This is a genomic window from Marinobacter sp., from assembly GCF_014859525.1.
Taxonomy (GTDB): domain Bacteria; phylum Pseudomonadota; class Gammaproteobacteria; order Pseudomonadales; family Oleiphilaceae; genus Marinobacter.
In genome coordinates this window covers 95,875-108,357 of sequence record NZ_JACUUB010000003.1, presented here as the reverse complement: position 1 = coordinate 108,357, position 12,483 = coordinate 95,875, and the positions used below count along the sequence as shown (strand labels likewise).

The 12,483-nt window shown below is 55.0% G+C and carries 11 protein-coding genes; 7 read left to right on the top strand and 4 right to left on the bottom strand.

Annotation, left to right across the window (positions count from 1 at the left end):
* The first annotated feature begins 145 nt into the window (after positions 1–145).
* From IBX51_RS01945 to cydC, 4 genes are read left to right on the top strand one after another with little or no spacing between them, the layout of a single operon-like run.
* The gene (locus IBX51_RS01945; protein ID WP_291828160.1) at positions 146–1,582 is read left to right on the top strand and encodes a cytochrome ubiquinol oxidase subunit I; all 1,437 of its coding nucleotides are present in this window, start codon (positions 146–148) and stop codon (positions 1,580–1,582) included.
* 2 nt (positions 1,583–1,584) lie between these two features.
* The gene (cydB, locus tag IBX51_RS01940) at positions 1,585–2,586 is read left to right on the top strand and encodes a cytochrome d ubiquinol oxidase subunit II (RefSeq protein ID WP_291828158.1); all 1,002 of its coding nucleotides are present in this window, start codon (positions 1,585–1,587) and stop codon (positions 2,584–2,586) included.
* Positions 2,587–4,263, top strand: a complete 1,677-nt coding sequence (gene cydD / locus IBX51_RS01935; protein ID WP_291828156.1) for a thiol reductant ABC exporter subunit CydD — start codon at positions 2,587–2,589, stop codon at positions 4,261–4,263.
* Positions 4,256–5,875 (top strand): thiol reductant ABC exporter subunit CydC, encoded by a 1,620-nt coding sequence (cydC, locus tag IBX51_RS01930; RefSeq protein ID WP_291828155.1) that lies wholly within the window; start codon positions 4,256–4,258, stop codon positions 5,873–5,875. Before cydD ends, cydC begins: the two co-directional genes overlap by 8 nt.
* 3 nt (positions 5,876–5,878) lie before the next feature.
* Here cydC and IBX51_RS01925 read toward each other — a convergent pair whose 3' ends face one another.
* Positions 5,879–7,120 (bottom strand): saccharopine dehydrogenase NADP-binding domain-containing protein, encoded by a 1,242-nt coding sequence (locus IBX51_RS01925; RefSeq protein ID WP_291828153.1) that lies wholly within the window; start codon positions 7,118–7,120, stop codon positions 5,879–5,881.
* Between the two features lie 42 nt (positions 7,121–7,162).
* Positions 7,163–7,576, bottom strand: coding sequence for a hypothetical protein (locus IBX51_RS01920; RefSeq protein ID WP_291828151.1), 414 nt, complete (start codon positions 7,574–7,576; stop codon positions 7,163–7,165).
* A gap of 186 nt (positions 7,577–7,762) precedes the next feature.
* On the opposite strand from IBX51_RS01920, the gene IBX51_RS01915 reads away from it, so the two are divergent.
* A complete protein-coding gene (locus IBX51_RS01915) occupies positions 7,763–8,092 on the top strand; it encodes a hypothetical protein (protein ID WP_291828149.1) in 330 nt (109 codons plus the stop codon).
* Between the two features lie 12 nt (positions 8,093–8,104).
* Positions 8,105–8,560 (top strand): hypothetical protein, encoded by a 456-nt coding sequence (locus IBX51_RS01910; RefSeq protein WP_291828147.1) that lies wholly within the window; start codon positions 8,105–8,107, stop codon positions 8,558–8,560.
* A 30-nt stretch (positions 8,561–8,590) separates the two neighbouring features.
* Here IBX51_RS01910 and IBX51_RS01905 read toward each other — a convergent pair whose 3' ends face one another.
* On the bottom strand, positions 8,591–9,532 hold the full coding sequence (locus IBX51_RS01905) for an FAD-binding protein (RefSeq protein WP_291828145.1): 942 nt from the start codon (positions 9,530–9,532) through the stop codon (positions 8,591–8,593).
* Positions 9,533–10,282, bottom strand: coding sequence for an electron transfer flavoprotein subunit beta/FixA family protein (locus IBX51_RS01900; RefSeq protein WP_291828143.1), 750 nt, complete (start codon positions 10,280–10,282; stop codon positions 9,533–9,535).
* A gap of 431 nt (positions 10,283–10,713) precedes the next feature.
* Here IBX51_RS01900 and IBX51_RS01895 point away from each other — a divergent pair, with 431 nt between their 5' ends.
* The gene (locus tag IBX51_RS01895; protein WP_291828142.1) at positions 10,714–12,366 is read left to right on the top strand and encodes an electron transfer flavoprotein-ubiquinone oxidoreductase; all 1,653 of its coding nucleotides are present in this window, start codon (positions 10,714–10,716) and stop codon (positions 12,364–12,366) included.
* The last annotated feature ends 117 nt before the right edge of the window (positions 12,367–12,483 follow it).

Here is a 12,483-nt window from a genome sequence, read left to right as displayed (position 1 = left end):
CTGCCCTATCGCATTTTGCTAGTATGCGAGTAGCATTACCGAATCTGCCGGTAATAACAACATAACAAGATAACCTAAGGCAGCGGCTAAGCGGGTGCGCTGGCCCGTTTTGTTATGACGTGTTTACGTTACCGGAGGTACTTCAATGGATCTTGATCCTATCATCCTATCGCGAATTCAGTTCGCGTTCGTGGTGTCATTCCACGCCATTTTTCCGGTGTTCACCATCGGTCTCGCCTCCTATATTGCCGTGCTTGAAGGTTTGGCCTTCAAAACCAAAAACCCGGTCTGGGAAAAACTGTCCGGTTTTTGGACCAAGGTCTTTGCCGTGGTCTTTGGTATGGGTGTGGTTTCTGGCATCGTCATGTCGTTCCAGTTCGGCACTAATTGGAGCAACTTTTCCCAGGCGACTGCGAATTTCCTGGGACCGGTGCTAAGTTATGAGGTGATTACTGCATTCTTCCTGGAAGCTGCTTTTCTTGGCGTGCTGTTATTCGGGCGTAACAAGGTACCACCGGGCGTTCACCTGTTTGCCGCGATTATGGTTGCCACCGGCACCTTCATTTCGTCGTTCTGGATTCTCGCGGCCAACAGCTGGATGCAAACACCGGCAGGTATTGAACTGCGTGACGGCGTTTTCCATGTAGTGTCCTGGAGCCAAGCACTGTTCAATCCTTCGTTTTCGTACCGGTTCCTGCATATGGCACTGGCATCGTTCCTCACCGGGGGCTTTGTTGTGGCCGGTGTTAGCGCCTGGTACCTGCTTCGCGGACGCGAGGTAGAAGCCAACCGTAAAGCGCTGTCCATGTGCCTCTGGTTACTGTTGTTCATCGCGCCAGCCCAGTTGGTTGTCGGGGATTTTCATGGTCTCAACACGCTTGAACACCAGCCGATGAAGGTGGCCGCAATGGAGGGCAACTGGGAAACATCCCGCAACGTACCCTTGCTGCTCTTCGCCATTCCGGATCAGGCCAATCAAACCAACCACTTTGAGATCGGCATTCCCAGTCTTGCGAGCTTGATTCTGACTCACGATTGGGACGGCGAGGTGCCGGGCCTCAATGAAGTATCAGCAGAAGAGCAACCACCTGTGGCCATTGTATTCTGGTCGTTCAGAGTGATGGTTGGGCTTGGCATGCTGATGATTGTGTTCGCGTTGGCAGGTCTGTTACTGCGTGCGAAAGGCCGCTACTACCAGTCCAGCTGGTTCCTGCAAGGCTTGCGATTCATGAGCATTGCACCGTTTATTGCGGTATTGGCGGGCTGGTTTGTGACCGAGGTGGGTCGCTCACCCTGGCTCGTTTACGGCATGATGAGCCACGCTGAGGCTGTCACACCGTCCCTCACTGGTGGCATGGCATTGTTCACATTAATCGGTTATGTGGTGGTGTACAGCCTGGTGTTCTCGGCAGGCGTATACTATTTGATGCGAGTTTTATATGTGGGCCTTGAGGATAACGATGAAGAAAACGAGGACGATCGACCGGCCAGGCCCCTGTCTGCCGCCCATGTTCCGTTCGAGATTGAGCCTGGCAAAGGTTCTGTTAGCCATGCAAAACCCGTCAACCAGGGAGGTCACTGATTATGGAACTTTTTGACCTGTCCCTCATTTGGGCATTCATCATTGGCTTTGGCATCATTATGTACGTGCTGATGGACGGCTTTGATCTGGGCGTCGGGATTCTGTTCCCGTTCGCCCCGTCCGAGCAGGATCGGGACACTATGATGAATACCGTGGCACCGGTCTGGGATGGTAATGAAACCTGGCTGGTATTGGGTGGCGCGGGTTTGCTGGCCGCGTTCCCTATGGTCTATTCCATTATTCTTCCGGCGCTGTACATTGGTGTCTTCCTGTTACTGGCCGGTTTGATTTTTCGAGGTGTGGCATTCGAGTTCCGGTTCAAAGCTCGCTCGTCTCGTTACTTGTGGAACTGGTCTTTCGCCGGGGGCTCTACCGTTGCGGCATTTGCTCAAGGTGCCGTGGTTGGGGCCTACATTCAGGGCTTCGAGACGGCTAACGGTGTCTACGTTGGTGGCGCACTGGACTGGCTAACACCGTTTACCGTGCTCACCGGTCTGGGCATGCTGGCTGGCTATGCCCTGCTCGGTTCCACCTGGCTGATCATGAAAACCGAAGGCCGGCTGCAAAACTGGGCGTATCAGGTAACCACACCGTTACTCACAGCTGTGCTGGTGATTTTCGCCATCATCAGTGTGTGGACTCCGTTCGTTGACGACATGGTGCGCGAGCGCTGGTTTTCTCACATCACGGTGATCTGGATCCTGCCGGCGCTGACGTTATTGTGCGCTTTTCAGATCTGGCGGTCGGTGCGAAATCGCTTTGAAGGCATGCCGTTTGTCGCCACTATGGGGTTGTTTGTGACAACCTACCTTGGCCTGATCGTCAGCCGTTGGCCCTACGTTGTTCCGCCCGAGTACACCCTGTGGGATGCTTCCTCGGCTTATGAGTCGCAGCTGTTCCTGCTACTGGGCCTGCTCTTCGTCATCCCGATTGTGCTGGCTTACACCGCCTGGACGTACTGGGTATTCCGGGGCAAAGTCCGGGCTGGCGAAGGCTACCACTGAGTGTCTGAACCGGCCCAGGCTGATGTTCGCCAATGGCTGTCCGGGCTTGCCCGGAACAGCCAGCGCTGGATTCGGATGACCGTTCTGGCGGGTGCGCTGGCCGGTCTTGCGACCATTGCCCAAATGGCGCTGCTGGCCTGGCTTGTGCACCAAATTGTGATCGCCGGCCAGCCGGCTTCTGAGCTTGTTCTCGGCTTTGTGCTACTTATTCTGGCACTGCTCGTTCGAGCTGCGGGACAAGGCTTGCAGTCTCATTCCGCGGCACGATGCAGCGAACAGGTGCGCCGGGATGCCAGGCGTCAACTCCACCGTCACTGGCGGGATTCTGGCCCGGTAACTCTGGCAGATGCCTCTGCCGGTGCGCTGTCCCGGGAATGGCTGGATCACGTTGAAGCCCTGCATGGCTACTTCGCCCGCTTTATACCGCAGATGTCTCTGGCCGTTATCATTCCCATCGCCATTCTTGCGTTTGTGTTCTGGCTTGATTGGCTGGCCGCGATCTTCCTGTTGCTGTCAGCGCCGTTGATTCCTCTGTTCATGGCGTTGGTCGGGATGGGAGCAGAAAAGGTCAACCAGCAGCATTTTGAAACCATCAGCCGCCTTTCTGGCCAATTTCTGGACAAGGTTCGCGGCCTGACGACGCTGCAACTGTTCGGGCAAACCCGCAGCGCCAGTGAAACCCTGCATCAACGCTCTGATCAGTATCGGGTAATTACTATGAAAACCCTGAAGATCGCGTTTCTATCTTCTGCGGTTCTTGAGTTTTTTGCCTCGGTGGCGATTGCCGTGATCGCCATCTACATTGGCTTCGGTTTGCTGGGATACATTAGCTACGGACCCAGCGCCAACCTCACCCTGTTTTCCGGATTGCTGATTCTTTTGTTGGCACCCGAATTCTTTCAGCCTTTACGGATCTTATCGCAACATTACCATGATCGGGCTTCTGCCCTCGGTGCGGGCGCCGAGATTCTCACACGACTAAATCAACCGATAAACGCCGCTGCAGAGCCGCAAACGCCTGAGGGTGTTCAACCTTGCAACATGATTGCTTTGAGTGGTGTCACATTGAGCTACCAGAGTGCTAATCCGGTGTTGTCAGATATAGATCTGTCCATTCAAAGGCACCAGGCTGTGGCACTGACAGGCCCCTCTGGCGGCGGTAAATCGTCGTTGCTGCACCTTCTAGCAGGATTTATTCAGCCAAACCAAGGTGAGATCAGTGTCTTGGGTTATCCGCCCGGTAAACAGCCTTTTGGCTGGCTGGGCCAACGCGGGTTCTGGGTTCAGGGGACCTGGGCCGACAACCTTCGTTTAACCTGCCCTGACGCCTCAGACATCGCCATTGAATCTGCGCTGCGACAGGTCGGATTGGGCAGTGTACTTGAGAGTCGCGCTCAAGGAATTCACAGCCAGATTGGAGAGGACGGGCAAGGCCTGTCTGGCGGCCAGGCCCGAAGATTGAGCCTGGCTCGAATCTTCCTCGCGAACTACGATCTTATTCTGCTCGACGAACCCACTGCGGGGCTTGATGCAACCAGCGAGATTCTTGTTCTGGAGGCTTTGCATAAGCTGGCAGAATCAGGCAAAACACTGATTTTTTCGACACACCATCATGCCTTACTGGCACTGGCCGACCGAACACTGATCATCAACAACGGGGAGATTCGGGATGCATGAGTTACGCCCGTGGTTGAAGTTGATCTCTCTTCGACGGGGGCGGCTGATCGTGGGTGCCCTGCTCTTGCTGGCCACGCTGCTGTCCGGGATCAGCTTGCTGGCTTTATCGGGCTGGTTCCTGACCGAAACCGCACTGGTTGGCCTGCTCTTGGCTGCCGGTGCTCAGGCGTACATCAACCTTTATGTCCCGGGCGGCGGAATCCGATTTTTCGCTGTGTCTCGCACCGTCTCCCGTTACCTTGAGCGGATCTATAACCACAATACGGTTCTTCAGCTGCTGACGGATATCCGCGTAGCGTTGTTTGACCGAATGGCCGTCGCCGGTCAGCGCGAACGGGGCGGCAAAACCGGAGCCCAATGGCTATCCAGACTCACGGCCGACGTCGATGCCCTGGACACCCTTTACCTCAGAGTAATTGCCCCAACGGCACTGGCGGCTGTGGTGAGCCTGATACTGGTAGTGGCCACCTGGATAGTATTCAGTGGCACCGTGGCGCTGTTCCTTCTGTCCCTGCTAACGCTTGCAATATACGTGGCAAGCCGACGTGTTTATTTGCAGACTCAAGCTATGTCAGGTCAGCTGAGCGATCAGTACGAGGCACTCCGGGGTGATGTCATCGAACACCTTGAGGGGTACGCCGAGCTAAGCGCTGCAGGGCGCACGGGCAAGCATGCGGGCCGGCTAATGCGCCAGGCCCGTGCCATATCGCGTACTCAGGCACGGGTAGATAGTCATGCCGGCTGGCACCAGTCGGTATCGCACCTGCTGGTTAATCTGGCCGTAGTCCTTGCGCTGTGGTCGGGTGCAGAACTGTTTCACCAAGGACAATTGACCGGCCCGTTAATGGTATTGCTGCCCGTCGCGTTACTTGGCCTGATCGAAGTGTATTCCACGCTGCCAGACGCCTTTGCCAAACTGGGTGCAACCGTTGCCGCCGCCGGGCGGTTGAATGAAGAGATTTCACCCAATCCTGACCATAACAACCGGCAGCTTGCAGGCCCGGATTCGATGGCTGGCAATGCTCTGGTCGTCAGGGATATATCGGTTGGCTATTCAGGCCATGCACCGATCTTCTCCCACTATTCCCTGACCGTCGCCCAAGGCGAGCGGTTGGGTATTGTTGGCGCATCCGGTGCTGGCAAGTCAACTCTGGCAGACGCCATTGCCGGGCTGATCAGCTCCCAAAGCGGAACCATCACAACCCTGCCCTGCGCCTACCTCACGCAACGAACAGTCATCTTCGAAGATACGGTAAAAGCTAACTTACTGATGGGCAATTCCTCGGCCACAGATGGCGATCTCTGGCGGATTCTGGAACTGGTTGAACTTGCAGAGCGGTTTGCGCGAGAGGCAGATGGGCTGGATACCTGGTTAGGCAGTGCCGGTAACCGGTTGTCAGGAGGCGAGGCCCGTCGCCTGGTGCTGGCGCGCGTGCTACTGACTCCAGCGGCATTGGTTGTACTGGACGAACCCTTTACCGGAGTTGATAAGCAAACCCGTGAACGCATTACCCCCCAACTCAACCATTGGCTGGAGGGGCGGGCCGTTATTTGTCTGGGCCATGGACCGGAGGCCCTGTTGCCCTCCGGTCACACTTTGCACCTGACCTGACGGTCAGCGGGTCTCAAGCACCTCAAAGGTCAGGCCGGCTTTACCGGTAAGCCGGTCCAGTAACTTGCCATCCAACGCTGAGGCGGGAGTCCAGAAACCGCCCTTGGTAGTTTCCTGAACGTCAAAGGCCAGGCACAGCCCCGCCTCACCCAGCATCTTGGCCGTCGAACCGTAGCCAGGATCCCGGTCACCCGTTACCTTGGTAAGAATGGTCTTGCCATCCGGCGTGCGACCGATAAAACGCAAATCGTAAAACCCGTTTTCCTGATCTTCCGGGCTTGGGCCTTCACCGGGCTTGGGAACGAGTTTTTCAACAACCCAGCGCGTAGGCTTGATAGCAGACGCTGTAAAGAACGCCCCTAACGCTGCGGTGATACCATAAGCCGTCAGTCGCCCTTTAGCACCTTTGCCCGTCATCATGGCTTCGTCATAGGTAAACTCTGTGCCATATCGAGCGTTTTGCATGGCATTGGACCGATGCACAACACGAGTGTTGATAGCGCCCATAACAAAGGGGGCAAGCCAGACACCAAAATCCTTGTCGTATTCAGCTGTTTTCAGACTGGGCTGACGCGCTTTAGAACGGTGTCCTTCCGGGCAGATCGAGAACGGGTTGGCCAACTCCTTTCGAAGCTTGGGGTCTGCGCCAGCTTCTTTGGCAACGTTGATCATTGAGGCAACGGTTCCGCCAGACAGTCCGCCTTTGGCAACCTTCACTCGCATACGCACGTCTTGGCAGGTTTGACCGAAGGTTTCCAGGGCTTGCTGTTGCAGATACCACACCCCCATATCTGAAGGGATCGAATCGAACCCGCAACAGTGGACAATCCGCGCTCCGGACTTCTTGGCTTGACCCTCATAGCGCTCGACCATGCGGCGAATCCACTGCACTTCACCGGTCAGGTCGCAGTAATCGGTTCCGGTTTCAACGCAGGCTTTGACCAGAGGCTCGCCAAAGAGTGCGTATGGCCCAACTGTCGAGATGACAACGCGAGTTTGCCGACACATGGCAGCGATCGCGCCTTCATCGGACGCATCGGCCAGAAGCACCGGTACATTCGACGCAGCAGCTCCCAAACCGTCTTTCAGTGCCTTGAGTTTGGCTTCAGATCGGCCAGCAATGGCCCATTTTACGTCACTGCTCGTACCGTAATTTTCAACCAGATACCGTGTCAGTATCTGACCAACAAAGCTGGTTGCACCAAATACGACGAGATCAAAATCCGCCTGCTTGGAAGTGGTCATTGTTTATCCTTAGTTCGAACGTGTGTGAGTGAGCTGTTATTTTCAGGGTTGCCGTTTGGCTTTTGCGGCCATCCACACCATCAGCAACCCAACACCGAGCCCCCAGAATCCGTTCAGCACCAGTCCGCCAATCCAGGTCTGAGCCGAAACCGCCAGGCCCTTCATGGGAAAGACGACGAGCATGGCAACCGCTGTTGGAGCCAATGCGCCAATGCCGATGTTGGCAAGCCAATACTTCGCGCCGATCAGACGGCCGGCAATGGCCCACAAAGCAACGCCCCATAAACCGCCAAAGAATGCCAGTGACAGTACCGCCGGAACACCCAGGGGTGGAGTCGGCGTGAAATTATAGGGCGGGACCGGTGCCGCACCCAGCAGATAGAAAACCGCAAAAAGCCCCTGATGAAAAATCAACGTTGCGAGGAATCCCGCAATGAATGCTTTTATCCAGACCATATCTCAATCCTTGTCGTAATTTGTCACCAACGGCAGCATGTTAAGCCTCCAACGATGGTAACAGGTTTTGCCATCGAACCGGATTTCCCTCAGTTCAGACGAGCAGGTGTCCATCCGGCCAATCGTTTACACGACAGGATACTGCACACTGTATCAGAGCGTAAAAGAGACCGTGGAGGCGCGCCGTTGACTATTTTATTAACCATTACCAGCTTGATCCTGCTGTCATTCAGTTGCTTACTCTTATGGCACCTGATTGAGCAACGCAAAATGATCGGCCAAATGCTGGAAAACGAGGGTATCAGTGATGCCCACCGTAATCCGGAACTGGTGCTTACGTTGAGAGTTCTCGATCCGATTGCTCTGGCAAAGCGCGAGTCCCGAACCGGACGAGCGCTGGCGGACCGGTTGCCGGTTATGGCGCGTAAAATGGTCTATCAGGAAGTGATGAAAGAACTCGAATCCGAGCTTCTGGAGCGTGATATTGATGTCGAAATGCACATTGAATACCGCTGAGGGAGCCCAGTCATGATGACACTGGTACTGACCACCTTATGTCTTGCCGGCACCGGTACGATTTTGGTTGCCGGTTATCGGCTTTCTGGAGAATCCAGACGACAGCTGCGGATACTCAACGCTCATCGTATTGCAGCGCGCAGTGCCATTCAGAAAAGCCGAATGGATCTGGCGGAAGTGCGTAATCGCGCTCGCCTGCTGGAAGACACAGTGTCTGGCGGTGCCTCTGCCGTTGAGCGTGTTCATAAGGCCATCGCCAATACGACCTTCGGTCTTATCGATATGTTTTCGAAAGACGAAGACTTCCGGGACAGCGCCCGAAAAGCACAACAGAGCCACGAACAAAAGAGTGAGCAGATCTACAAAGCCGTAAAAACAACCAATCGCGCCTTACACATTCTGGCTGACACAATGATCATCGGTAAAGCGGAAAAGCGCATCGTATCCAGATCAAAAAAGGCACCCTAAGGTGCCTTTTTTGATTGCGAGATCAGAAAGTTACAGAACCTTCTTCAGCTCTTCTTCAAACTGCGGAACGGCTTCAAACAGGTCCGCTACCAGGCCGTAATCAGCAACCTGGAAGATTGGCGCTTCTTCGTCCTTGTTGATCGCAACGATCACTTTGGAGTCAGACATACCCGCCAAGTGCTGGATAGCACCGGAGATACCAACAGCAACATAAAGCTGAGGGGCAACAATCTTACCGGTCTGGCCAACCTGCATATCGTTCGGCACAAAGCCGGCATCAACGGCGGCACGGGATGCACCAACAGCCGCGCCCATCAGATCAGCAACCTGCTCCAGCATTTTGAAGTTGTCGCCATTCTGCATGCCACGACCACCGGAGATAACGACGCCTGCAGAGGCCAGGTCCGGACGATCTGACTTGGCTTTCTCTTCACCAACGAAAGAGGACAGGCCAGCGTCTTTAACAACGTCCAGCTGTTCAATCGCCGCAGCACCACCTTCGGCAGCAACCGGATCAAAACCGGTCGGGCGCACAGTGATTACCTTGATGCTATCGTTGGCCTTGACCGTGGCGATGGCGTTACCGGCGTAGATCGGGCGAACAAAAGTGTCGGCAGATTCAACGCGGATAATGTCAGATACCTGAGCAACGTCCAGCAGCGCAGCAACGCGCGGCATGAAGTCTTTACCGGTGGTACCGGCAGAGGTCAGGATATGGCTGTAGCCTTTACCTACTTCAGCCACCAGCTCGCCCAGGTTTTCAGCCAGGAAGTGACCGTAGACAGCGTTATCTGCTACCAAAACCTTGTTCACGCCCTCTGCTTTTGCAGCGGCTTCAGCGATGGCGCCTACGTTCTCGCCAGCAACCAGCACGTCGATGTCACCACCGATGGCCTTGGCTGCCGCTACAACGTTCAGAGTAGCCTGCTTCAGGCTGCTGTTGTCGTGTTCAGCAATTACCAGGATGCTCATTTAGATCACCTTCGCTTCGTTCTTCAGTTTATCCACCAGCTCAGCAACGTCAGCCACCTTAATACCAGCCTGGCGCGAAGCCGGGGCTTCTACTTTCAGGGTGGACAGGCGTGGGGTGATTTCAACACCCAGGTCGGCGGGGCTCATGGCGTCCAGTGGCTTCTTCTTGGCCTTCATGATGTTCGGCAGAGAAGCATAACGCGGCTCGTTCAGGCGCAGGTCTGTGGTTACAACCGCGGGCAAATTCAGTGCAACAGTCATCAGACCGCCGTCTACTTCGCGGGTTACATTAACCTTTTCGCCATCAACAACCACTTCAGAGGCAAACGTGCCCTGGCCCATACCGGTCAGTGCAGCCAGCATCTGGCCAGTCTGGTTGTTGTCGGAATCGATGGACTGTTTGCCAAGAATGACCAGCTTTGGCTCTTCTTTCTCTACAACAGCCTTAAGCAGCTTGGCCGCTTCGAGGGACTGAACTTCTTCGTCAGTCTCGATGTGAATACCACGGTCAGCACCCAGGGCCAAAGCAGTACGAATTTGCTCCTGGCAGGCTTTTGGGCCAATGGATACAACAACGATTTCACTGGCAACACCCTTCTCTTTCAGACGAACCGCTTCTTCAACAGCGATTTCGCAGAACGGGTTCATTGCCATCTTGACGTTGGCGAGGTCTACACCGGTGTTGTCCGGCTTAACGCGCACCTTTACGTTGTAGTCGATAACTCGTTTTACAGCGACCAGAACCTTCATAGATTCCTCGTTCTTCTACAAATGGGTTTAATGACTCGCAATCCTGAGCGGAGTGCCTGCTATATAAAGCGAAACTATACTGCAGACTAAGGCCATTGAGGTCAATTGCCCTGTTCGACGCACCAGAACCACATTCACAGCCAATAGGCCGGGTTGACCCGACCTCGCAATGAGACGATACTAAAAACCGACTCAAAACACACGAAATTTCGGTGTACAGCTACAATGCCAAAGGTGGACGCAAATTTCAAACAAACGTTTGTTTGATTTCTCAAATGCGTTATCCTTTGAGAAGAAATGGCCCTTTCACAGGGCTCGAGGCTGTCGTCTATAGGCATTTTTACCGGTATGATGGCGCCCCTGATGAGTTACACAGATAGGCCTGCGGGCAAACAACATCCACTATAAAGAAGCTGTTTGAGGAGACCAACGTGGAACGCGAATCGATGGAATTTGATGTTCTGATCGTCGGCGGCGGCCCTGCTGGCCTGTCGGCTGCCTGCCGCGTCATGCAACTGGCGCAGGAAGCTGGCGAAGAACTGACCGTATGTGTCGTTGAGAAAGGCTCAGAAGTTGGCGCGCACATCCTTGCCGGCACAGTGTTCGAGCCCACAGCCCTGAACGAACTTTTCCCGGACTGGAAAGAGAAAGGCGCACCGCTGAATACGCCCGTAACCCGGGATGACATCTTCCTGCTGAAAGACCAGGAAAAATCCACCAAGATCCCCAACGCCTTTGTGCCGAAGAACATGCACAATCACGGCAACTACATCATCAGCCTTGGCAACCTTTGCCGCTGGCTGGCTGAGCAGGCTGAAGGCCTGGGTGTTGAGGTCTACCCGGGCTTTGCAGCTTCGGAAACCATCATTGAAGATGGCCAGGTCAAGGGCATCATCACCGGCGACATGGGTGTGGCCCGAGACGGCTCCCAAAAAGACGGCTACATGCCGGGCATGGAACTGCGCGCCAAGTACACCTTGTTCACCGAAGGTTGTCGTGGTCACCTGGGCAAGCGCCTGATCAACGATTTCAAACTGGATGAAGGCAAGGATCCGCAGCACTACGGCATCGGCATCAAAGAGCTGTGGGACATTGACCCAGCCAAACACGAGCCAGGCCTGGTAGTGCACACCACCGGCTGGCCGCTGAGCGAATCCGGCTCCACCGGCGGCTCCTTCCTGTATCACCTGGAAGGTGGTCAGGTGTATGTAGGTCTGATCACGGATCTGTCTTACAGCAATCCGCATCTGAGCCCGTTCGAAGAATTCCAGCGGCTCAAGCACCATCCGGAAGTGAAAAAATATCTGGAAGGCGGCAAGCGCGTTGCCTACGGCGCCCGCGCCATCACCAAAGGTGGCTACAACACATTGCCGAAGATGAGCTTCCCGGGCGGCCTGCTGCTGGGTTGTGATGCAGGCACACTGAACAGCTCCAAGATCAAAGGCTCCCACACGGCCATGAAGTCTGGCCTGCTGGGCGCCGAAGCGGTCTTTGAAGCCCTGAAAGACGGCAAGACCGGTGAAGAAATCACCAGCTTCGCCAAGCGTTTTGAAGACAGCTGGCTGTACAAAGAGCTCTACGCCGAGCGCAACTTTGGCCCCGCTATGCACAAGTTCGGCAACATCGTAGGTGGTGCCATCGCGTTCTTCGAGCAGAACATTTTGCGCGGCAGCCTGCCCTTTACCTTCCACGACACCACACCTGACTACGCCACCATGAAGCCGGCGTCGGAGTGCAAGAAGATCAATTATCCGAAACCGGATAACAAGCTGACGTTTGATCGCCTGTCCTCGGTGTTTATCTCCAACACCAACCACGAGGAAGATCAGCCGGTTCATCTTCAGCTGAAAGATGCCGATATCCCGCTGAAGGAAAACCTGCCCAAGTACAATGAGCCTGCCCAGCGCTACTGCCCGGCTGGCGTGTACGAGGTGATTGACGCAGACGACGGCAGTGGTCAGAAGTTCCAGATCAACGCCCAGAACTGTGTGCACTGCAAGACTTGTGACATCAAGGACCCTTCGCAGAACATCACCTGGGTCACGCCGGAAGGTGGCGGCGGCCCGAATTACCCGAACATGTAATTCGTGTTGCGATAGAAAAAGGGGCCAGATTTAGATCTGTCCCCTTTTTTGTCTCTGCCACAATAGCGTTTCGCAAGACAAAAAAACGGCTCCCGCAGGAGCCGCTTTTGATCAACC

Excerpts from the sequence above, each read along its gene's own strand:
- IBX51_RS01945 (WP_291828160.1), top strand. The coding sequence starts at position 146 with ATGGATCTTGATCCTATCATCCTATCGCGAATTCAGTTCGCGTTCGTG.
- cydB (WP_291828158.1), top strand. The coding sequence starts at position 1,585 with ATGGAACTTTTTGACCTGTCCCTCATTTGGGCATTCATCATTGGCTTT.
- cydC (WP_291828155.1), top strand. The coding sequence starts at position 4,256 with ATGCATGAGTTACGCCCGTGGTTGAAGTTGATCTCTCTTCGACGGGGG.
- IBX51_RS01925 (WP_291828153.1), bottom strand. The coding sequence starts at position 7,120 with ATGACCACTTCCAAGCAGGCGGATTTTGATCTCGTCGTATTTGGTGCA.
- IBX51_RS01920 (WP_291828151.1), bottom strand. The coding sequence starts at position 7,576 with ATGGTCTGGATAAAAGCATTCATTGCGGGATTCCTCGCAACGTTGATT.
- IBX51_RS01910 (WP_291828147.1), top strand. The coding sequence starts at position 8,105 with ATGATGACACTGGTACTGACCACCTTATGTCTTGCCGGCACCGGTACG.
- IBX51_RS01905 (WP_291828145.1), bottom strand. The coding sequence starts at position 9,532 with ATGAGCATCCTGGTAATTGCTGAACACGACAACAGCAGCCTGAAGCAG.
- IBX51_RS01900 (WP_291828143.1), bottom strand. The coding sequence starts at position 10,282 with ATGAAGGTTCTGGTCGCTGTAAAACGAGTTATCGACTACAACGTAAAG.